We start from the raw sequence: 22,238 nt of genomic DNA, 5'->3' as shown, positions 1-22,238 counted from the left end.
TGGCACCCGATCGCGAGTCACCGACGTGGAACCCGTTCGAGCGCCGCTTCGATCGTTCGGAGCGCGGTCGCCCCCTCGCGTCGATCGACGACGACGACCAACGTTCCGTCGCCGACGGCGGCGGCGGCAGGGTCGATCTCGTCGATCGCAAGCGCCTGCACACAGCGGGCCAGGACGGTCGGACCGACTGTTCCGGTCGCGACGATCGCCGTCTGATCGCCGCCTCCCTCCGCGAACGTCACGCCGCCGACGGTGAGCAGCCCACGATCGCTCTCGTCCCCGGAATCGTTCACATCGACCACGCCGATCCCGCTTTGCATCCGGACGGTCACGTCCCGCGCTGTCGTCTCGTAAGGCGGCAACTCGTCGGCGTATCGCCGCAGCGCGCTCGCGATCGCGTCCGTCTCGCCATCGACGTCGAGAAACCGGGCAGCGGCGGTGTAGTTGACCACGTCGGCTTGCAGCGCCGATCGGAGGAATGGATGGTCCTCGACGGCGCGTCGGGTTCTGGCAGCCAGTGACATAGTCCGCACTGGGTCCGATGCCGACATAAATTTCGCGACGAAGCAAGAACCGGACCGTCGGTGCCGTCCAATCCAGCGGGGGAGGCGAGATACTGGCCGGCTCGGCGCGGACGAATCCGGTCCGGAGCGAATGATACTGGTCGATCCACAGCAGAGGACGTTGGACTCCGGCGACTGTGATTCGCTCGGCGTCCGCGATTCGTTCGATCATCGTCTCGACCGCGGCCCTTTTGTCTCGAACGCCCATGTGATCGAATATGAACCTCCGAGACATCGAGGAGCTCATCGAATCCGACATCGAAGACGCCGACGCGACGGTTACGCACGCCCGCGACGAACACGACGACGACCACCTCGCGGCGACGGTCGTCTCGCCAGCGTTCGAGGGACTCTCGCTCGTCCAGCAACACCAGCAGGTCTACGACGCACTCGACGGCCACATGACGACGGACATTCATGCGCTCGAACTCTCGACGTACACCCCCGCGGAGTACGACGACGCGAACGGTGAGTGACACACTCCGCGAATCGCCGGGCAGTAATTGCGGACGGGCAGTCCCGGATCGCGTGTCCGCGGTTCCAGGCGGGAGACAGGCGAGTGTCGACCACCGTCGTGGCGACGAGCGACACGGCCTGAACCGGAACCCCAGGTTTATCCACCAATCCTGATACGATACGCGTATGGAATCGCTTCACCCTCGAATCAGGCTGCTCTGGATCGCACAGGCGGCGATCGGAACAATCGTCGTCGGTGCCGTTCTCGCCGGCGTCGACAGGTGGATCTGGCCCCTTCCCACCGCCGTGCTGGCGGGCGTCGTCGCGGTCGGAATCGTCGTCGGCGTCGCCTACGCGATCCGGCTCTATCAGGTCTGGCAGTTCGAACTGCAGCCCGATGCGCTCTACCTCGAACGCGGCGTCGTCACGTTCGTCGAGACGGCGGTCCCGTTCGTCCGCGTCCAGCACGTCGACACGCAGTTCGGGCCGATCGAACGAGCACTCGGCCTCTCGAGCGTCGTCGTGTACACCGCCGGATCGCGAAACGCCGATGTCAGGATTCCGGGGCTGCCGCCGGGTCGTGCGCGGGACTTACAGGATACCCTCCGCGAACTGGCCGTCGAGAGCGAGGTCGACGACGCCGTCTAACTGATGAACAGACTACACCCACTCAGTGCGGTCACCTACGCCGTTCAATACGGGTTCGTCTGGGTCTGGATCCCGGTAGTTCTGGTTTTCGGTCTCGCGGCGGCGACCGACGTCGTCAGCGCCGGCTGGGCACCGTTTGCGGCCCCGCTCGGGTTTCTGGCGGGCGTCGCCTACGGAATCGCGTACTACTACCGGTTCGAGTACGAAGTTACCGAGACGACCGTCGACGTCGCTTCTGGCGTCTTCGCGCGCCGTTCTCGCGAGATTCCCTACAGACGGATTCAGAACGTCGATGTTCGACAGGGCGTGATCCAACGATTGCTCGATCTCGCGGTCGTCTCGGTCGAAACCGCCGGCGGTGGCGACAGCGAGGCCACGCTGAACTTCGTCAGCATGGGGGAAGCCCACCGTCTCCAGCGGGAGATCAGACGACGGACCGCCGAGGTCAAAGAACGCCGCCGGGCCGGAGGCTCGAGAACGCACGCCGAAACCGACGCTTCCACCACGGACTCCGAACCGGCCGGGAACGCCGCTTCTCTCGACGCCTCCGAGACGACCGATCGCAAATCCGGTCCAGGGACGCCAGTCGATCGGTCACCGGTCGATGAACCCACGACCGCGGGCCTCGACCGACCGGCATCCCACCCCCAGCCTGCCGGCACGCAGACGGATCGGCGCGATCGTTTCGAGCCCGACCAAAAGCGGTTGTTCGACCTCGAAGCCCGAGAATTGCTGTTGTATTCGCTTACGTCGTTCCGTCCGGCTGCCGTCGCCGCCGTCATGTTCGTCTTCTTCCTCGCGACGGATACGGTCCTCGAGGTGCTGGTGACGGCCGCACAGCCGTTCGGTGGCCCACAGGGGATCGCTGCCGGCGACGCGCGAAGCTACGGCGTGCTGACGATCGTCTCGGCGGTCAACGGCATCCTCGTAACGTATCTCGTAAGCGTCGCCTACACGTTCGCGACGTACTACGACTTTCAGCTCGGACGCGTGGGCGAGGATTTCGTCTACGAACGGGGACTACTCCAGCGCTACAGCGGCTCGATCCCGGTCGAGAAGGTCCAGGCCGTCACGGTCACCGACAACCCGATTCAGCGACTGATCGACTACGCCGGACTCTGGGTCGAAACCGCGGGGTACGGTCCCGACAGCGACAGCGGCAGTCAGTCCGCCGTTCCGCTTGCGGAAGAGGATCGAATCCATCGATTCGCAGAGAATCTCGCCGGCGTCGAAACCCCCGCCTTCAGCAGCCCGCCCCCGCTCGCGCGACGGCGGTACCTCGTCCGGTTCTCGCTCGTCGCTGCCGCCGTCGTCGCGATCGCCTTCGTGGTCGCACAGGTGACGCCGATCGATCGCTGGTATCTCGCGGCGATCGGCTTTCTCGCGGTGACGCCCGCGGCTCACCTCCGGTACGTCCACCTCGGCTACTACGTCGGCGCGGATCACCTCGTGATCCGGCGCGGGTTCTGGCGTCGTCGGACGACCGTGATTCCGTACTACCGCATCCAGACGGTGAACACCCGCCGATCGGTCTTCCAGCGCCGGCTCGGACTGGCGTCGCTGGTCGTCGACACCGCCAGTTCGCGGACGTTCTTCTGGACGACGCCGACGATCTACGACGTCGACCTCGAAGACGCTCGCGACATTCACAGAACCAGCCGGAAGCGCCTGCAGCGTGCGTTACGCGACCGCGCTCGTGAGGACGATATCGGGATGGAAGTCGACTTCACGTGACGGTCTCTGGAAGTCGATTACACGTGGTCTGCTCGATCCCGGCGATTTCCGCGCGGCGACAGTTGGCGACGCCGGAACGCGACCCCTTTCGGTGGTTTTTACCTGACTGCCCGCGACCCCCCGCGTATGGGAGCAGACGACGAGTTCCGTATCGAGGAGGACAGCCTCGGCGAAATGCAGGTCCCGGCCGACGCCTACTGGGGCGCACAGACCCAGCGAGCGATTCAGAACTTCCCCATCTCGGGAATCAGCTTCGGACGCCGGTTCGTCCGCGGCCTCGGAGTCGTGAAAAAGGCCGCCGCACAGGCGAACCGCGACCTCGGCCTGGTCGACGACGACGTCGCGGAGGCGATCATCGAGGCCGCAGACGAGGTCATCGCTGGCGAACACGACGACCAGTTCCCCGTCGACGTCTTCCAGACCGGTTCCGGAACGTCATCGAACATGAACGCGAACGAGGTCATCGCCAACCGCGCCGCCGAGATCATGGGCGCAGAAGTCGGCGATCGAGTCGTCCACCCGAACGACCACGTCAACTACGGCCAGTCGAGCAACGACGTCATCCCGACGGCGATGCACGTCGCTTCCCTCGAAGCGATCGAGAAGGACGTCATTCCAGCACTCGATACCCTCCGAGAGGCGCTCGAGGCCAAGGAGGCGGAGTTCGACGACGTCGTCAAGACCGGCCGGACGCACCTCCAGGACGCGACGCCCGTGACGCTCGGCCAGGAGTTCGGCGGCTACCGCACGCAGGTCGAAAAGGGTCTCTCCCGCGTCGACAAGGTTCGTGAACACCTCGCGGAACTCGCCCTCGGCGGCACCGCGGTCGGAACGGGGCTGAACACTCACGAGGAGTTCCCCGGCCGCGCCGCGGAGTACATAACGAAGGAGACGGGCGTCCAGTTCCGCGAAGCCGACGATCACTTCGAGGCCCAGGCCGCCCACGACGCGATGTCGGAAGCGCACGGTGCGCTCCGCGTGGTCGCGGGCTCGCTGAACAAGATCGCCAACGATCTGCGATTGCTCGCCTCCGGGCCGCGAAACGGACTGGGTGAGATCGAACAGCCGGAGAACCAGCCCGGTTCCTCGATCATGCCCGGCAAGATCAACCCGGTCGTCGCGGAGGCCGTCAATCAGGTCCACAAGCAGGTCGTGGGCAACGACGCCGCCGTCGCCGCAGGCGCTGCCGAGGGCCAGATCGACCTCAACCTCTACAAACCAGTCCTCGCGCACAACTTCCTCCAGTCCGCCGAACTCATCTCCAACGCGAGCCAGGTCTTCGCCGATCGGTTCGTCGACCCGCTCGAAGCCAACCGCGAGCACTGCGAGGAGCAGGTCGAGCAGTCGATGGCGCTCGCGACGTCGCTCAACGTCCACATCGGTTACGACAAGGCGAGCGAGGTCGCAAAGACCGCACTCAAAGAGAACAAGACGGTTCGCGAGGTCGTCCTCGAAAAGGGGTATCTCGACGAGGAGGAAGCCGACGAGGTACTCAACCCCCGAAAGATGACCGAACGCGGCATTCTTGGACAGGACGACTAACGGCGGTCGACGGCCGAGGACTGTCGACTAACGACCGATGACTGCCGATTGCCGGTAGATTCCAACCCGTTTCGATCGTCCCCACCGCGATCGGTCCGTCGAACGTCTCGACCACCCAAGTATACTATATTCGACATTGGTTCGTGGGAACCATCACCATATACCCTCTCGCAAACGACACGTGACAGAACCCGTTGAACACGCAACCGAGTAAACTGGATTTCCTGTGGTTCTTTCTTCCCGAGGGGTCGATCCAAAATCGGTACAGTGACGCCGAATCACGGCGAAAACGAACGTAATAAAAGAACCCAAGCAGTTTTTACGGAGGCTATCGTCTGACGTAATATGCACACCTGTCGTAACTGCAACCAGTCGTTTCAGACGGAGCTTGCCCTCGAATTACACCGGGACACCTGCCGGAAAGGACAACTATTCTGTCAGGTATGTGGCGATCGGTTCCGGGAGGCCGAAGCGACGAAAGACGGCTGGCACTATACCTGTCCGAACGACGACTGCGAGGGTGACGGTCTTCAGGAAGACCTGTTCAACGTCGAGGACGTTCGTACCGCAACACACTGAGCGCCGACCCGTTACGGCACGGTTTTCGTTTTCCGGATTCGACGTGTGAGGACGTCACAGGTCCAGACTTTGGGGCAAGTCGAATCCGTCTGTGTGTTCGACCGTACTGGGACGTTTCGTGGGCGTTCCCATTCTTTATTCGGACACTGTCCGTACGCGACGTATGGAACGACTCACTCCGCGGGTCCGCGTCGTCTGGCTCGTTCTGGCTGCCGTCCGGTCGCTGATTTTCGGCGGGATCATCGTCGGCGGCGCACTCGTGGTCGCCGAAACGTCCATCTGGGAGAACGAACCCGGATGGCTCGTCCCGGCTGCCGTCGGCCTTGCTGTGACACTCGGACTCGTTAGAACGATCGTCGCGTGGCTTCGCTATGCCGTCTGGCGCTTCGAGGTCCAGGACGACGGTCTCTATATCGAGCGGGGCGTCTTTACTCGCATCAAAACCGTCGTCCCCTACGTTCGCGTCCAGCACGTCGATTCCCGGCAGTCGCCTATCGAGCGGACCACCAGCCTGGCGACGATGGTCGTCTACACGGCCGGTTCTCGGAGTGCGGACGTGGCCATCCCCGGACTGACGCCGGAGCGCGCCGAGGGGCTGAGAGAGGAACTGCGCCGACTCGCGATCGAGAGCGAGGGTGAAGACGCGGTATGAGACAGCTCCACCCCGCGTCGATCGCCGTCCGATCGCTCTCGCGCAGCCTGAACACGGGGCTGATGTTTTTCGTGATCGGACTCGTCGCAGCCCCGGGGAGTGCAACGGCGAACCTCGCGCTGATCGGCAGCATGGTCGTTCTCGGTATCCTCGTCGGCTTCGTCTACGAGTTCGCCTACTACCAGCGGTTCCGGTACGAACTTACCGACGACACGTTCGACGTCACCTCCGGCGTACTCGCTCGCCGGGACCGCGAAGTTCCCCTTCGTCGAATCCAGAACGTCGACATCAGACAGTCCGTGTTCAGCCGCGCGCTCGGACTCGCCGCGGTCCACGTCGAGACCGCAGGTGGGGGACAGACGGAAGTGACCCTGCAGTACGTCTCCGAAGCGGAAGCCCGCCGCCTGCGACGACGGCTTCGAGAGGGTGAGCGAGATCCTGAGACGGACGAAGACGCCACTGACGCGGCTGTCGACGGCAGACGCGATCGCGTTCGAAGTGACGACCCCACCGACGAGGAACTGCTCTTCGAGTTACAGCTGCGAGAACTCGCGGTGTTGAGTGCGTTCACGATCGATCCGGGCGCGACCCTCCTCGGCGGGATCGCCCTTTCGTTTGCAAGCGGGTTCGATCCGATAACAGTGATCCCGTTCGGACTGCTCGACGGGCTTCCCGGTACCGGCCTGTTCGCGATCCTGTGGGCTGTGATCCTGTTCGCGGTCGCAGCCTGGCTCGTCAGCGCGCTGTTGACGCTCAACCGCTACTACGGCTTTCGACTCACGCGCGTCGACGACGAACTCTACTACGAACGCGGGCTGCTCCAGCGCTACAGTGGGACGATTCCGCTGGATAAAATCCAGACGCTCACAATAACCGAGCGTATCCCGTTTCGGTGGTTCGGCTACGGTGCCCTGGCCGTCGAAACAGCAGGCTATGCGCCGGGCCAGGGCGATCGCGGCACCGACTCCGCGATCCCGCTCGCCGGCCGCGATCGGGTCCTCGAACTCGCCCGATCGATCGAACCGTTCGACGAGGATCTGGCGTTCGAGCGACCCCCGACGCGTGCGAGGGAGCGCTACGCCGTTCGATATCTGCTCGTCGTCGCGATCGTCGTCGCTGCCGGCTATCTGGCGACGAGCGTCACGGCCATCTCCGGGCCCTGGTACGCCCTCGCCGTGCTCGCCGGTCTCGTCCCGATCGGAGCGCACCTGAAGTGGTCGAACCGGGGTCACCAGGTCGATGATCGGTATCTCCTCACGCGCACCGGCTTCTGGCGACGGACGACCAAGGTCGTCCCACACTACCGCGTTCAGTCGGTGGTGCACACCCAGTCGGTGTTCCAGCGCCGACGGCGACTCGCAAGCGTTACTGCCGACACCGCGAGTTCGGCCGCGTTTCTCGGCCGCGCCGGAACTGCGTACGACGTCGACGCCGAGGACGGTCTCGAGTTACAGCGAACGATCGAATCGGGGCTTCAGAAGCAACTGCAGGCGCGCGGGCGCGATCGCGTCCGAGACCAGTGGCTCGGCCTGGGTGAGAGCGACGACGATGGCAGTGAGTCCGCCTCGTGAGGGTCGGTTCGATCGGCTTCGAGTCGGATCGCCGCCATTTGGATATCGCGCCATAGGATTTATTTGTGTTCGGGCGGCACGCGTCAGCAGCATTCGATCCGCGTTTCTATTTCGTGGGGGCAACTTACCGCAAAACTGTCTTTCTCGCCTCGATCGCTGGTGCTTCGGTGTCGTGCATACTCGTGACATTGGTTTAGGCCGCCAGCGTCTCCCGTCGGTGCTCGACTGCGTACAGCGTGTGGAATCGTTCCACAAACATGATCGGGCCGGACGCCGGTAACGCTCGATCCGATCCTCCGTTCTCCCACCGACGGTGGCCCGAAATGTGGCCGTTTCTGGGCCGATCCGGTGTGATCACTCGATACCAGCTTTGCGGTCACGATGTCTCGAGTGGGGAGAGCTATACGCTGGTCGCAGTATCACGCCGTCTTCGATACTCACCCTACACCGGTTACGGCCGTTCGGTACCGGTCGGTGCTCGTCCGGCGACGTCGCGATCCGATTCCATCCGCGTTCACGACTACCTCAAACTGGTCTAGTCGATGGGTGGCCAGTAGCACGTTCATCGTCCGGCTGTTGCGGTGATGCTCGGTCACCCCCGCTACTCGACGATATTATCAAATATTAGATATGATGGGTGAGGGTAGTCGTGGGGTATCGGCAATTTTCACCGAATTCTGGAGACCGGTTTTCGGGGTGTTACTCCGGGGGTACAAGCGGGGAAAACCACCTTCCAGAAAACATCGGAAAAACAATTGTTTCGCCCCAACCTCGGTTCGGTCTCGATCGAAGAGAGAGCGAGTTCGAGACGCTGCTCGTTACCTCCAGCCCGACGTGCCTTTATTTTCTAATGTAGGACTATCTTCCCCTGTTTTGCAGGACCATCTTGGAAAATATGCCGTCGAACGGGGGCGAACTGCAGGGCTACAAATCGAAATAAATGCCCTTATTTGTGAATGTGGGGTAAATTGAAGTGACTTCGGTGAGCGACTGTTGGTATGGCCGACGACGATCGAGTTGCGGTGAAGACGTACGTGCCGCGGTATCAAAAAGAACGCTGGCGAGAGCACGCTGATGATCTCGAAATGAGTCAGAGTGAGTTCGTGCGAACGATGGTTCAGGCGGGACGACAGTCGTTCGAGATTCCGTCGGCGTTCGGTGGACAGACCACCACGCCCCCTGGCTCGGACGGTGAAGCCGAGTCCGGTGGTGCCCAGTCCGGGGCCGTCGATGCAGACGAGGAGTTCGGGGATCGAATCCTGGCCGTGCTCGATCGGCAGGGGCCACTCGGCTGGGACGACCTCGTCGATGCCCTGATCGACGACGTCGAGGCGGAACTCGACGCGACGATTCAGGAACTCCAAGACGAGAATCTGATCCGGTACAGTGGACGAGACGGGGGCTACGTACTCACGACCGATGAGTGACGGCACACAGCGTCAGAACACGGTCGAGTACTTCCTGCAGGACATCGAACACCACGGCCGCAACGAACGGACTGCAGCGGCCTACGAGCGCGTGCTGACGGATTACGAGGCGTTTCTCACCGATCGATTCGACACACAGCCCCCGGAGGCCAGCTACAGAGACTGCATGGCGTGGGTGCACGAACTGCGAGCGACACACTCCGACAGTACCGTCGCGACCTACGCGTCGTATCTTAACCGGTTCTACAGCTACCTCGAACGTGTCGGTCACGCCGAGGACAACCCGATGACGGTCGTCCTCGAGGAAATGAACGAGTCGATCGAATCGAACCCGACGCGCCGGGATATTACCCTCGGGGAGATGCGATCGTTCGTCGGGGGCATCCGGCACCCGCTTCACCGAGCGCTCGTCGTGGCGCTGCTGAAGACTGGCATCAGGGCCGGCGAATGCTGTAACCTCGATCTGATCGATATCAACCTCGACCACGAGGCTCGAACGTGGCAGCCCCGCGCCCATATCGCGGGGCGGCCGGATTCGATATTCGTCTCCTCGGAACACAGCTACGGACAGGAATCCGGCGGCGAGCGACGGCAAGCATCGAACAAGCGCAAACGGGAAACCGTCGTTCCGATCGACGACGAGCTCAAGGCGGTGCTCGTCCGTTGGCTCGCCGTTCGGCCGGACACGCCACAGCGGGGACCGGGCGTTGCGGAGCCGTTGTTCGTCGGCACGGCAGACCGCTGGGGGCAGCGGCTTACGCCTAATGTCGTCCACCACGTCGTCGAAGGCTATGCGAGGGACGCTGGCTGGTACCGAACCGGTGGCGGAGCCTCCGAGAACGTAACCCCCCACTACTTCCGGCACTTTTTCACTACGCACCTCCGCGATCGAACCGGCGATCGCGGCATCGTCCAGTACCTCCGGGGCGACGTCGCGAGCGACGTGATCGATACCTACACGCACAACTGGGGCGATCGGGTCCGGGAGACCTATCTCGAACACATCTATTCGCTTTCGGGCGAGTAGCGGACGGACTCACCGCTTTCGAGTGAGGGGGCAGCTGGATCTGCTACGATCGCAACCGTGTGAACGGATCGAGTGCGATCGGCCCCGGCGGTGTCAGTGGCCGACTTCCGGAACTACTGGAAGTGCTGAACGATGTCTCAGTGATCGACACTCCACAAATATATCTTATGTCGCTATATCGAAATTGGAGTCACCGGGTCGAGAGCGGACGGTACCACTCTTCGATGATCGATAGAAATCCCCGCTCCGTGACTATCGCTCCGCGTCCACTGGTGGGACGACGTCGGGACTACTACCGCCCGATCGCGAGTTCGGTCTCCTCGATGCCATCGGCCAGTACCGATCGAACGGTCTCGATCGGGACCGTCACCTCCGGGGTGGTTTCGAGCATGACGGTTTCGCTGGGGAAGAGTTGCTCGCCCAGAAGAAGCCCATGTTCGCGGGCCGTCGACCCGGTCATGGTCAGATAGACGCCGAGCCCGGTGTCGACGATCGCCGCCTCTTCTTCGCGGCCCTCGGGTGGATACTCGAAGGAGATGTCCTCGAGGGCCTGCGTCCCGAGGACGGCCTGAACGAGCCGTTCGTATCGCGGTTCGATACACAACGGGCCGTCGTAGCTCTCGAGAAACCCTCGATCGAGCGACGCCGATGCGGGAACGACCTCGGGGTCTGCCATCAGCGTGTGGTAGACGGTATCCCCGAGTCCGGTGACGACGCGAACGTCGGTGTCAGCGGGGTTGATTCGCGCATTGATCTCGGCGATTCGGTCGAGTGGCTCGGGCCGGAGTTCGACGACCTCTTCCAGAACCAGGTCGGCGCTGTCGAATCCCAGGGCGAACTCGTGAGTTCGGAGCGCTCGAAACGGCTCCTCGCGGCCGATCAACTGAATCTCTGTACCGTCCGGAACGCCGTCGATACCCTCGATCGGAATCGTGACGCTGTCGAAGACGATCCGTCGGGGCTTTCCCGCTCGATCGTCGCGCAAGAGCGTATACTCCGGTGCCGTGGGATCGTCGACGGAGCTGTAGGCGGCGAGACGATGGTACACGTTGGCTTCGTCGGGGGTGATCGCCCCCTTCGTGAGTGCCTTTTCGTGACGGAGCGTCGAACTAATGTCGTCCGCAAGCGGTGACGCGTCGAGTCGACGCGCAAGTCGGTCGAGGACCGACTCGAGTGGTCGTCCTTTCCGCGGAACCGCGATCGGGATCGTCTCGCCCATCGATCAATGCTCGACTTGGAACGGATAAACGCGTTGCGCTTCGCGAATTCGAGCCGGATTACCCCGAGAACATCGAGCCGAGTTGGTCACGCCACTCCTGAATGTCGGTGACGTCTTCGCGAACGGCCGAGAGGTCGTCCTCGAGTTCTTCGACGTCGTCTTCTATGTCCTCGACGTCGGCATCGATATCGTCGACGTTCTCCGAAAGGGAATCGAGCCCGTCGTCGAGTTCGTCGACGTCGCTTTCGAGGCCGCCGACGTCGCCTTCGAGATCTGAGACCTCGTCCGTTACCTCCTCGAGATCGGTTTCGATGCCGTCGGTTCGCTCGGTCAGCCCCTCGACGGTGTCTTCCATATCGTACACCTGATCCTCCGTTCCGGTGAGCCGCTCGTCCATCGCGGTCAGATCGGACTCGAACGCGTCGAGTTCCTGCTTGAACTCCTCGATCAGCTGTTCTCCCGTGCCGTGTTCGTCGAGGAACGCTTCGAGCGCGTCGGTGTAGGCGGCAACTTCCTCGACTCGTGACTGGAGGTGGTCGAATCTCGCCTGCTCGGCGCCCGAGGGCTCGGATTCGAGTTCCTCGCGAAGCACCGCGAGTTCGTCGTCGTCGACCGTTTCCTCTCTGAGTTCCGTAGCGAGTTGGGACGCGATCGATTCGGGCTGTTCCGGCGGCGTTGTAGGTTTCGTCTCCGTCTCGGTCGTGGTGGTCGCTGACGCGTCGGCCGCGGTCGAGTCGGCCGTTTCAGAGTCGTCGGCTCCGTCGGATGACGACTCGTCGACCGCTACAGGGTCGTCGATATCGAGGTCGTCGACTTCGGAGTCAGTTGTCTCTGGTTGCGCATCTGTTTCGAGTTCGTCCGTCGCGTCGTCGTCGGCTTCTTCGTCAGCATCTACAGCGTCATCCACTGGCGCGTCGTCAGCATCTACAGCGTCATCCACTGGCGCGTCATCGATATCCTCCGAGTCGTCGGTTCCCTTGGAGTCATCGGCCGGTTCGCTGTCGGAGTCGTCGGCTGCCGGTTCGTCGTCAGCCACCGATTCGGTCTCGGGGTCGTCGGCTGCCGGTTCGTCGTCGGTCTCTCCGGTCTCGATCGTCTCAGTAGTGTCGACGTCTTCTTGGCTCTCGGAATCGATACCGGTTTCGCCGTCCTCCTCAGACGCTGCTGGCGAGTCGATCTCGAGGTCGATCGCGGGTTCGTCGTCTGCGTCCTCGCCGTCCTCGGACGCTTCGTCCTCGGTTCCGAGATCGATTTCGAGGTCCTCGTCGTCGGCGTCGGTGGCCGACTGGTCGTCTGGTTCCGGTATCTCGTCGTCGTCGAACCCGAGGTCGATGTCGGGTGCGTCGTCTGCGTCCGACTCGTCGTCCGCAACCGGCTGCGGTTCGGTATCGACGTCGCCCAGATCGAGGTCGAGACCGTCGGCGTCGTCGGTCACGACCGTCGGATCTTCGCTCTCTTCCTCGGCTTCCCCGCCCGCCGACTCGGTTCCACTCTCGCCGCCTTCGTCGTCCTCGAGACCCGGAACTCCGTCGGCGGTGCCCGAAAGCATGTCCTTTACGGGCTGGTTGCGGTCCTCGTCGACGATGCTGCCGATGACGTCGTCGTCGATTTCCTCGGCGTCGCTTTCGCTCTCGCCGTCGCTCTCTGCACTCACGTCGACGATCGTCGGCTCGGTGAGAAACTGTACGGCCTCGCTCTCGTCGTCGATGCGGATGCCGTAGACGGTGACGAGTTCGTCGCCCGCCCCGACCGTGCCGGTGAACTCGATGTGGTTGTCCTGGAACGCGGTCCAGTTGTCGCTGTGATAGTCGGGGTGGAATCCGACGTTGTCCATCGGGAACGACTCCGGAATCTCCTCGGAGAGTCGAACGGTCGCTTCGTCGTCGTGGTCCGAACGGATCTCGAACCGGATCGCGGGGACGGGAAACTCGTCCGCCGCGAACGTCTTGCGGACCGTCAACCCGTCCGCAGTGACCTCGATTACGTCGTCCGTGTCGGCGCTACTACTCATGCTCCCAACGTTACCATACCATTATTATAAATTGTACGGGCCGACTCACTGTCAGGATCTCGTACTAGAGACCGATCGTCGGTGCTGGGCCACGGTTCCTCGAAACTGGACCGGGGCCAGACGACTCCACAAAAGGTGTTCGGTATCGCGTTCGAGCGCCGGTTCGGATTAGAGGTCGACGCGATCACCGATCTCGACGAGTTCCAGTCGGTTCGGAAACTGGAAACTCTTGGCGTGGTGGTAGAGCACCTTCGGGTCCGAGGTCAGGCCGCGCCACATATCCCAGTGACTCGGCAGGAGCCGATCGAGTTGTAGGTCGGCGGCCGCCTCGACGATCTGATTCTCGTCGTTGTACCAGCGGGTCCGTTTGGGCTCGCCGGTTTGTTTGTCCGGAACCTGACCGACAGTGCCGAACGCGAGTGCACCGAGATCGAGGTCGTACTCCGCGCCGATGCGCTCGAACTCCTCGGACGGTTTCGTATCGCCGCCGTGGAAGAACGTCCCCGCGTCGTGTTCGATAACGTAACTGACCGGGTGCGTCGCGTCGGGGTCGTAGGCGTCTTCGACGTGGAGCGTGAACTCACCGATTTCGAGGGTGTCGCCCTCCTCGAGTTCGGTGAACTGATCCTCGCTCACGTCCCACTCCTCGGTCCAATTTTCGTCTTCGCGCGCGACCGCGAGACTGTCGTCTGGCGCGTACAGTTCCCCACCGGTGTTCGCGAGTATCGGGGCCTGACTCGGGCCGTGAACGTGGTCCGTGTGCTCGTGAGTCGCGAGGACGGCGTCGGCTTCGGTGACGTCTTCTGGATCGAACGGAACGGGAATCATTCGAACCGTTCGCGGCGGGTCTCCGAGTCCGACGTAGGGATCGATAAAGAGCGTCGTTCCCCCACTGCCTTTCACTGCGAAGCCGTTGCAGCCGAGATACCAGATCGCTACACCATCCGGGTCGGCGGCTTCGATGTCACGAACGAGCCACGCCCCCCAATCGCTTCGAGACTGTGTCATACTGCAACGTCTGGGGACCGACTGGGTAAGTGTTACCGTCTTCGTCGAACTGGACGGTGGCGATCGGACAACTGCGAACCGGTTACGTAGTACCGTCGATCGCTGGATAGTCGGTTACGTAGTAACGTCGACCGCCGGGTCCTCGTCGCCATCCGACTCGATTTCCGGGGCGAGCCAGTCGGTCGGCACCGCAGGATGTCCCTCGTCCGCGACCTGACCTGTCTGCTCGTCGTAGGCGGCGAACCCGGCGTCGTCGAGCACCGGGAGGTGGACGTGGACGAGTTCGACGAGCACCGCGTCGACGCGAGCGGTGTCCCATCGTCCACGTCGGGAGTCCCGGTCGGCAACCGCTTGGGCCAGTGTTTCGATCGAGACCGGACCATCTTGCCGTTCGAGGATCGACAGGATCGCTCGGCGGCGGGCGTCTCCGAGTGCTCTGCAGATGCGATCGAGTTCCGCGGACGGCCGGTCTCGGATCAGAGTCTCGATCGCATCGACATCGGGGCGATCGATCGTGACGACGCGATCGCCTCGCGTCGCGATCACGCCGGCGTCGCGCAGTGCCGGGAGATCGCTGTGTTCGAGCGCGATCCGTACTCGCCGTTCGTCCTCGACGGGTACCGTCCCCGGACGAGACTCCGTCGTCGCCGCCGCGAGCTGTCGAGCGAGATCGTCCCGCGCGATTCCGGACCGCTCGTCGGCAAGACGGACGATTGCTCGCCGGCGTCCAGTCGAGAGGGCACGAAAGAGCCCGTCGAGGGAGTCGCTCGATCGACTGCGGCGCGTGGTTGTCATACGACTGCTGGTCAGAACGGATGGAGCAAAAACGCTCGCCCAAATAGCGTTGGCTTCCGTTCACAACTGGAGACTTATAGTGGATAATATATTATAAATACGAACGTTTCACGTGATTATACTGTATCTGTGGCGAAAGGGGCACAAACGTGTCAAAAGCGTATCGTCGGGAGAGGCGGCGGGTTCCGACGCGTGTCAACTGCCTCGGGGTCGAGTGGTTCGAGAGAGCAACGCCCTCTCGCTATCACGGAAGATCCAAGATCTTCCGAACGACCCCGAGGCGCTCGGCCTGCCCAGCCTGTAGATCTGAGCGGTCGGTTGTTCAAGTGCTGGACCGGCGGTTGGTTCGGACGTGAGTTGGAGACAGGAGTGTCGGAGATCACCAGGTGCCGTGGAAGGTGTCGAACGAGAGGCTATCGAGCGGTTCGTCGCCGACGGCGATCCGGTACTCACCGGGGGTGAGCATCGGCTTGTGGAACTGCGGGCCGTCGTCGGTGGTAATTCGGGGACAGCCGGTGTTGACGAACGCGTCCATATCGAAGTTGCGGAGCCGATCGGGGGTGACTTCGTCCATCGTGATCAGGTAGGCGTTGTCGTTGTCGTCGAGGATCTTCTGGGCGGTCTCCCAGCGTCCCTGGCCGATTTTGGTACAGAAGATGACGCCCCACTTCTCGGCGTCCATCGCGCGATGGACGGCTCCGTAGCGCTGTTTCATGAACTTCTCCGTGTCCGCGACGGTGACGACGTTGTTGACCGGATCGGCGATGACGACGTGTTTGTCGGGGTGTTCCATCGCGAGTCCGAGCGGGTGGAACTTCCCGCCGCCGACGTAGAGGACCTGATCCGCGGGAACGTCCGCGCTCGCGTAGTTACAGCCGAGCACCTGTCCCTCGTGGGTGAGTCGATCGTCGCCGCGACGACTGTGAACTTCGTACCCTCGATCCTCGAGGAACTCGCGCATCTCGTCGTAGCGGTTCATGTGCTGGGCGGTGGTGACGAGACCGACGCTGCCGGTTTCCTCGGGCGGTTCGAGGGTATCCAGTGCTTCCTCCATGATCGGAAGCACCTCGACGTTCGAAAACAGCGGCACGTAGATCACCTTGTCCGTGTCCTTCATCGGCGAGTGGCCGAAGTGGACGAAGACGTCGGTGCGTTTCATCAGGTAGGTGTCGAGGTCGCAGGCTCCGTAACACGGCTGACCCGAGAGCATGAACGTCACGTCGTCGCCGGCGAGTTCCCGAAGGTCGTCGGCGACGGCCGGCCCGCGCCGTTTGAGTCCCTCGGGGAACTGCAACCCGACCTTCGTCGCGTCTCGTTCCTCGATCGCCTCGACGATCTGCTCGAGTTCGTAGTCCCACTCGCGATCGTGCTTGAGACGCATTCCGGTCTTGCGGAGGTCTCCTTCGCTGTACTCCGGCTCCTGGCTCATTGGCCGTTGTTACAGCCACGAACGTATAACGGCGACGCTTCCGCTATCGACTGACCGGTAGCCCTGTCTACCAGCACATCTCGTGGGGTACCAGATCGTCCGTCTCCTGTGACAGTTCCATCGACTGTGGATCGGTTTGACGTTAGTTCGAAGGAACCAGTCACCCGACCCAACAGTCATAGTACTGGAGTCTAAACCGGGTTCTATGGCAGCGGAACCGCCCTCGGACGGCTATCTCTTCGACCTCTATCGCCAGTACATCGGCGAACCGGAGGACCGGACCGACGTCTACGTGGGCTTCGGTCTATTCCTCGGCGGCATCGGGCTGGCGATCGTCGCGCTCGTACTGTTCCTGTGGAGTTCCACGCTAGAGCCGCGGTCGGGGGCACATATCGCGTGGGCACAGCCCGCGTACGCACTCGTCATGGTGGCCCTGCCGGTGTTAATGCTCGGGATCGTCGTCTTGCTTCCGGCCGAACAGCGAGTGGTGTACACGTCGATCGCTGGCGTAGCCGTCGCGATCGTCGCCGTCGGCGGCTTTCTATTCGCCTACCCGGACGACTGGAACGGATACGGCGCGGACTACACCGCCCAGGTCGTCGGGGTGTACGCCGTCGGACTCGCCGGGATTACCGCCTCCACCGGTGCCGCGCTGATCGCCCACTATCTCGATATGGCTCGTGCCGCCGAACGGGTCGATGTCGACGAGGAAGACGCAAAGGACGACCCCGAAATCACGGACGCGGAGATCCAACGGGACATCGACGACGCGATGGACGGCGTCGAACTCTCCTGGGGCGGCGTCGAGAAGACCGAGCACACGCGACTCACGTTCTCCGAACAGGAGTTCGACGACGTCAACGTGGACAGCGCGGCGACGAAGACGACCCGATCGACGGGCGTCGACCAGCAGGTCGCCGGTCTGAAGGGATTGAAAGGTGGCGAAACCAAGACGACGACCTCGAGCGCGACGGTCGACGACCAGACCCAGAAATTAAAACAACTTCGCGAACAACAGCGCCAGGAGGATGCGGCCTCGGCTGAGGGTGATGATTCGCCGTCCGCTCTCGCGACGCTCCGGGAGCGGTTTCGGGAACTCGTCGGTCGAAAGTAACCCGTGGTTAGCCGCGGAAATCTTCGTTTGCGGGAGAACCGTTGTCGTGTGTAAAAAAGGCACATAGATTTATAATCCGTCAGTGGCCTTGCCCAACTATGGCCAAAGGCCTAGACGTTGGAACGATGAACATCCTGTCTGCACAGCAGGATGGAAACGACACGGTGTTCGTGCAGCAGCGAAACTCCTTCGTAGAGATCGAGTACTCGGATATGGCCGAGCAGATGCTCTCGCGAAGTGAAGTGCTTCACATCCGAAAGGATGACAAAGTGTACGTCGTCGGTGACGATGCCCTCAACTTCGCGAACATTTTCAATAAGGAAACCCGTCGACCGATGAAACACGGGATCCTCTCGAACGACGAAAAGAGCGCGATTCCGATGATGAAACTCATCATCGAACAGGTCGTCGGGGAACCCGCCTATCCGGACGAGAAACTCTACTTCTCGTCGCCGGCGGACCCGATCGATTCGGATCTTTCGACGCTATATCACCAGAAGACGATCGAGTCGTTCTTAGACGATATGGGGTACGACTCTGAACCGATCAACGAGGGGATGTCCGTCATCTACAGCGAACTCGCGGACAACAACTTCACCGGTCTCGGCATCTCCTTCGGTGCCGGGATGACGAACGTCTGTCTGTCCTACTACGCGGTGCCCGTCATGAAGTTCTCCGTTGCCCGCGGTGGCGACTGGGTCGACGAGCAGGCCGCCCGTGCAACGGGTACGCCGGTGGACAAGGTCACGTCGATCAAAGAAGACGACTTCGAACTCGACTTTACGACCGACGTCGGCGGCGTCGAGGGTGCCCTCTCGATTTACTACGAGAACTTGCTCGACTACGTGATCGACAACATCGTCCAGGAAGTCGACGAAGAGGACGTCGAGGAAGGACTCGACGTGCCGGTCGTCGTCACCGGCGGCACCTCGAGTCCCTCGGGCTTCGAGGCACTGTTCCGTGACCACCTGGAGGACGCGAACATTCCGTTCTCGATCAGCGGCGTCACGCACGCGAACGAACCGCTCTACAGCGTGGCCCGCGGTGGCCTCGTCGCTGCCCGCTCCGACGAGGACATCGATCAGGAAGAGGAAGCCGAAGCGGCTCCGGCAAACGAGTAACGCGACCAAAAACCCCCTCGTTTTTGCGGTTCCGATCGATTCCGAGCACCGGCTCGAATCGTTCCAGCGCGCGATGGTAGTCGCTACGGCGATCGTTCTTCGAGAGTCCGTCACTCCTCGTAAAATCGGTTGAACGCGTCTCGCCAGGACTCTCGGTCTTCCGGCGGTCGATCGTGATCGACCGGGATGTCCGCGTAGCTACAGTGTGGACACGTCACGGTCGAAACGTCACCCAGCGAGAGTTCCTCGAGGGTTCCCTGGCACCGTGGACACTGGTCCATACGTCTCTCTGACACGGTACAGCCTTAACTCTAGTTATTGTTGTCACGAAATTTCCATGCGCGCTACGAACTGGCGGGGCGATCGAGTTTCCCCTGCAATCCAGTGGTTAGCCCCTGGCTGCTGGCTCGATCGGGTATTCACCACGCTTTTGCGTCCCGCTCGCGTCTCCCGCAATAATGAGCACGAGCGCCACGTCCGACGCCGAACCGACGACTGGCCAGGGTCGACCGGCAGACGCCGCGATCGGCGTACCCGATGGGTCGTCTCCGGAATCGATCGCGCCACGGCCGCGTCGTAGATACAGCGTGGGATCGAGCAAGCGTGGAGAACCCGCACACTGAGACAGCCATGCCCGATCTCTCCCGGCGAACGCTAGCCCGTCAGCTCGAGGGTGTCGAGGACTTTTCGGACCCCACCGCGTCGCTCGAACAGTATCTCACTCCCGCCGACCTCGCCGCCCACATCGCCCATCTCGCCGGCCTTCAGGAGGACCTCGATCGCCCGGTCCTCGACCTTGGAACCGGGACGGGAATGCTTGCGATCGCCGCGTCGCTTGCGGGTGCAGCTCGCGTCGTCGGCGTCGATCTCGCTCGGGAGGCGCTCGACCTGGCGCGTCGAAACGCAGCGACCGTGGGCGGAGCAGGAGCGATCGATTGGGTTCGCGGCGACGTCACGCACCACCCGTTCTCGGTGCGGGAGGCAACCGTCGTCTCGAATCCCCCGTTCGGCGCGCAGCATGGCAATCGCCACGCTGACCGGGCCTTTCTCGAGACAGCTTCCGAGATCGCTGCCGTCTCGTATACGATTCACAACGAGGAGAGCCAGTCGTTCGTCGAATCCTTCGCGGCGGATCACGGCGCGACGGTGACCCACGCGTTCAGGGCCCCGCTGCCGATCGACCACCGATTTGATTTCCACACGGCGAGCGAACGGACCCTGCAGGCCGAGGTGTTCCGGATCGAGTGGCAGACAGACGAGCGTCAGTGAGCAACGTGCGTCGAGAGCCGGAGAACTGGCAGTGGTGCGAGCCGTGGAGTGGGTCACGCCGAAACCGGCAGAGCAAACCGCCTAGTTGTACGTCTCTTCGCGGGCGATCGCGACCTCCGTCCCGCCGTTGCTCGCGTACACCGTCTCCCCGTCGCGCTCGAAGGTGAGCCCGCCGGCCTCGGTGGTTTCGTTCCCCGCGGGGAGCTGGGCGACGTCGACACCGGTCGTCTCGGTCGATTCGACTTCGAGGACGAACTCGCCGTCGTTGGGCGCGATCGTCACGGTCCGATCGTCGATCCGCACGTCGGCACGCGAACTGTTCGATTCGTGAGCGAGTTGGTGGTCGCCGTCGTCCTCCCAGAGCCAGACCTGATACACCGTGTCGTTGCCGGCCGGTTCCCACCCCGATCGCTCGACGTGGACGGCCTCCCGCCAGCCGGGGCCGCCGACGTGGACGGTCTCCTCGCCGGTGAACGCGAGGCGCTGGGCGGAGACCGCCTCCAGCCAGACCTGGCGTTGCTCGCTGGCGACGATCACGCCGCTCGATTCGAGTTGCAGGTCCTCCTGAAACGGTCCGGCGTCGAACCCGGTGACGAGTCGGTTCTCGACGCCCTCGGCGTAGGTGATGGTGTAGTCTTCGATTTCGACGGTCGGCCCCGAGGCCGCCGCCCCCTCGAACACCAGGAGGTTGACCGGGATCGCGATCCCCGCTATCACCGCGAAGACGCAGAGAACGGCGAGAAACGCCGCTCGTTTGTGTGTTAGCTCTGTGAATCGCGAGTCGGCCGTTCGGCCACCATCGACGATCGCCCGAAGTCGATCGGGTCGGGCGACGATCGGTCCGCCGTCGGGGTCGTGGCTCCCCGTCGACCGCGTCGGAACGCCGAGTTCGAGAACGCGGGACACTGCGGCGGAAACGCGACGGGGTGCGGCCGAGTCGGGCGCGGACGATCGAGTCCGCCGGAGCCGTTGCCACGCTCCCCCGAGTCGGTCCGGGATCAGCGGCGTACTGGGCCCCGCGATCGCGAGGGTGGCGACGAGCGCAAGCACGGTGACGACAAGGACGCCGGGACCGCGGTAGAGAATGTACCGATTCTCGCCGCCGAACCAGTAAATGGCCCACAGCGATTTCGAGAACCCGTACAGTAACACGGCGAGCCAGACGTGAAACACCTCGGGGTGCCGGTTTCGCCGTCTGAGAACGAGTACCCCGAGGACGAGCCCGGTAAAAAAACCGAGAGCGTGACCCTGGATCGCGATCGTCGCCCACGACGGCGGTCCCGGCGGACTGGGCTGGGCGACGTAGACGGCGATCGGCGACTGCAGCGCGCGCAGGATCGTAAACAGCAGTCCTTGCACGCCGATGGTCCCGATGATCGTCACGATCGGGTAGTGGACGATCGCGAAACCGGCAAACGCGAAGACGACGCCCGAAAAGCCAATGACGGGACCGAGCGCGAAGAGACTCGTGAGGACGGCGACGCCGACCGCGGCTAGCGGAAAGAGACACAGTGCTCGAACCCACGGGTTCGTTCGCCACGATTCGAACGACTGCGAGCCCCGTTCATCCGGGTAATGGCCCCAGGCGTACTCTGCGATCGGGGCGACGACGAGGGTCCCAATCAGGTTACCGAGCAAGTGATTCGACCCGGCGTGTGACACCCCCGCCATCAGCATCCCGAGCGGGTAGAAGTACGACCACGCCCGGAAGGGGATTGTCACGGGTGTCTGAAAGTCGGTGATCCCGTCCTGGACGAACAGGTAGATACAGAAGACGAACGCGACCGTCACGAGCGTCCCCCAGGGAACGCCCATCACCAGTCGCCTCCGGAGACGATCGCCCCAGCGACGACCGGAGTGATCGAGTCGTCCGACGATCGCGATCGAACCGAGTAGCGCCACCGCGAGGGCAACCGCGATGGCGGTCGCGACCGAAACCATGGTGGTTCGTTCGGCCGGATCCGTATAGTGGTTTACATTCCCGAGAGGGCGTTGGGAAGGGACACCGATTCCGCTCGAAACGGACGGTGAACCGGTCAGCGACGCCTTCGAAAGGTACAAGCGGCAGACGGG

General features: G+C 62.8%; 20 protein-coding genes. 12 read left to right on the top strand and 8 right to left on the bottom strand.

The window, feature by feature from the left end; genetic code table 11:
• Window positions 1-17 precede the first annotated feature (17 nt).
• A complete protein-coding gene (locus AC6I6L_RS19130; RefSeq protein WP_497919367.1) occupies window positions 18-524 on the bottom strand; it encodes a DUF7523 family protein in 507 nt (168 codons plus the stop codon).
• Between the two features lie 257 nt (window positions 525-781).
• Here AC6I6L_RS19130 and AC6I6L_RS19125 point away from each other — a divergent pair, with 257 nt between their 5' ends.
• From AC6I6L_RS19125 to AC6I6L_RS19085, 9 genes are all read left to right on the top strand, one after another.
• Window positions 782-1,039: a BolA family protein gene (locus AC6I6L_RS19125; RefSeq protein WP_497919366.1), complete on the top strand. Its 258-nt coding sequence runs from the start codon at window positions 782-784 to the stop codon at window positions 1,037-1,039.
• 166 nt (window positions 1,040-1,205) lie between these two features.
• On the top strand, window positions 1,206-1,667 hold the full coding sequence (locus AC6I6L_RS19120; protein ID WP_497919365.1) for a PH domain-containing protein: 462 nt from the start codon (window positions 1,206-1,208) through the stop codon (window positions 1,665-1,667).
• 3 nt (window positions 1,668-1,670) lie between these two features.
• The gene (locus AC6I6L_RS19115) at window positions 1,671-3,401 is read left to right on the top strand and encodes a PH domain-containing protein (RefSeq protein ID WP_497919364.1); all 1,731 of its coding nucleotides are present in this window, start codon (window positions 1,671-1,673) and stop codon (window positions 3,399-3,401) included.
• 126 nt (window positions 3,402-3,527) lie between these two features.
• Entirely contained in the window at window positions 3,528-4,943 is a 1,416-nt protein-coding gene (locus tag AC6I6L_RS19110) for a class II fumarate hydratase (protein WP_497919363.1), read from the top strand.
• A gap of 345 nt (window positions 4,944-5,288) precedes the next feature.
• A complete protein-coding gene (locus AC6I6L_RS19105; RefSeq protein WP_497919362.1) occupies window positions 5,289-5,522 on the top strand; it encodes an HVO_2901 family zinc finger protein in 234 nt (77 codons plus the stop codon).
• Window positions 5,523-5,685: 163 nt separating this feature from the next.
• A complete protein-coding gene (locus AC6I6L_RS19100; RefSeq protein WP_497919361.1) occupies window positions 5,686-6,174 on the top strand; it encodes a PH domain-containing protein in 489 nt (162 codons plus the stop codon).
• Window positions 6,171-7,745, top strand: coding sequence for a PH domain-containing protein (locus AC6I6L_RS19095; RefSeq protein WP_497919360.1), 1,575 nt, complete (start codon window positions 6,171-6,173; stop codon window positions 7,743-7,745). The genes AC6I6L_RS19100 and AC6I6L_RS19095 overlap by 4 nt, the downstream gene beginning before the upstream one ends.
• Window positions 7,746-8,743: 998 nt before the next feature.
• Window positions 8,744-9,172 carry a DUF5805 domain-containing protein gene (locus AC6I6L_RS19090; RefSeq protein WP_497919359.1) on the top strand — a complete coding sequence of 143 codons (429 nt, stop codon included), beginning with the start codon at window positions 8,744-8,746 and terminating at the stop codon, window positions 9,170-9,172.
• Window positions 9,165-10,199, top strand: coding sequence for a tyrosine-type recombinase/integrase (locus AC6I6L_RS19085; protein WP_497919358.1), 1,035 nt, complete (start codon window positions 9,165-9,167; stop codon window positions 10,197-10,199). Before AC6I6L_RS19090 ends, AC6I6L_RS19085 begins: the two co-directional genes overlap by 8 nt.
• 292 nt (window positions 10,200-10,491) lie before the next feature.
• On the opposite strand, the gene AC6I6L_RS19080 is transcribed toward AC6I6L_RS19085, so the two are convergent.
• The 5 genes from AC6I6L_RS19080 to dph2 form a co-directional block, all read right to left on the bottom strand.
• On the bottom strand, window positions 10,492-11,418 hold the full coding sequence (locus tag AC6I6L_RS19080) for a phosphoribosyltransferase HisG-related protein (protein WP_497919357.1): 927 nt from the start codon (window positions 11,416-11,418) through the stop codon (window positions 10,492-10,494).
• Window positions 11,419-11,476: 58 nt separating this feature from the next.
• Window positions 11,477-13,429 carry a midas domain-containing protein gene (locus tag AC6I6L_RS19075; RefSeq protein ID WP_497919356.1) on the bottom strand — a complete coding sequence of 651 codons (1,953 nt, stop codon included), beginning with the start codon at window positions 13,427-13,429 and terminating at the stop codon, window positions 11,477-11,479.
• Between the two features lie 168 nt (window positions 13,430-13,597).
• Window positions 13,598-14,437, bottom strand: coding sequence for an MBL fold metallo-hydrolase (locus tag AC6I6L_RS19070; RefSeq protein ID WP_497919355.1), 840 nt, complete (start codon window positions 14,435-14,437; stop codon window positions 13,598-13,600).
• Between the two features lie 114 nt (window positions 14,438-14,551).
• Window positions 14,552-15,232, bottom strand: coding sequence for a DUF7344 domain-containing protein (locus AC6I6L_RS19065; protein WP_497919354.1), 681 nt, complete (start codon window positions 15,230-15,232; stop codon window positions 14,552-14,554).
• 379 nt (window positions 15,233-15,611) lie between these two features.
• Window positions 15,612-16,661, bottom strand: a complete 1,050-nt coding sequence (gene dph2 / locus AC6I6L_RS19060; protein ID WP_497919353.1) for a diphthamide biosynthesis enzyme Dph2 — start codon at window positions 16,659-16,661, stop codon at window positions 15,612-15,614.
• Window positions 16,662-16,866: 205 nt separating this feature from the next.
• Between dph2 and AC6I6L_RS19055 the strand changes: the two genes are divergently transcribed.
• Both AC6I6L_RS19055 and AC6I6L_RS19050 read left to right on the top strand, forming a co-directional pair.
• On the top strand, window positions 16,867-17,775 hold the full coding sequence (locus AC6I6L_RS19055) for a cell division protein CdpA domain-containing protein (protein ID WP_497919352.1): 909 nt from the start codon (window positions 16,867-16,869) through the stop codon (window positions 17,773-17,775).
• Window positions 17,776-17,873: 98 nt separating this feature from the next.
• A complete protein-coding gene (locus AC6I6L_RS19050; RefSeq protein ID WP_497919351.1) occupies window positions 17,874-18,896 on the top strand; it encodes a disk-shape morphogenesis protein volactin in 1,023 nt (340 codons plus the stop codon).
• Between the two features lie 110 nt (window positions 18,897-19,006).
• Here AC6I6L_RS19050 and AC6I6L_RS19045 read toward each other — a convergent pair whose 3' ends face one another.
• Window positions 19,007-19,177, bottom strand: coding sequence for a hypothetical protein (locus tag AC6I6L_RS19045; RefSeq protein ID WP_497919350.1), 171 nt, complete (start codon window positions 19,175-19,177; stop codon window positions 19,007-19,009).
• 349 nt (window positions 19,178-19,526) lie between these two features.
• Between AC6I6L_RS19045 and AC6I6L_RS19040 the strand changes: the two genes are divergently transcribed.
• Window positions 19,527-20,165 (top strand): METTL5 family protein, encoded by a 639-nt coding sequence (locus AC6I6L_RS19040; protein WP_497919349.1) that lies wholly within the window; start codon window positions 19,527-19,529, stop codon window positions 20,163-20,165.
• An 81-nt stretch (window positions 20,166-20,246) separates the two neighbouring features.
• On the opposite strand, the gene AC6I6L_RS19035 is transcribed toward AC6I6L_RS19040, so the two are convergent.
• Window positions 20,247-22,106, bottom strand: coding sequence for a rhomboid family intramembrane serine protease (locus AC6I6L_RS19035; protein ID WP_497919348.1), 1,860 nt, complete (start codon window positions 22,104-22,106; stop codon window positions 20,247-20,249).
• Between the last annotated feature and the right edge of the window lie 132 nt (window positions 22,107-22,238).

The organism is Halosolutus sp. DAT137 (assembly GCF_059736405.1).
Note: the sequence above shows the minus strand (reverse complement) of the source record. Positions and strands in the feature narration are given on the sequence as shown.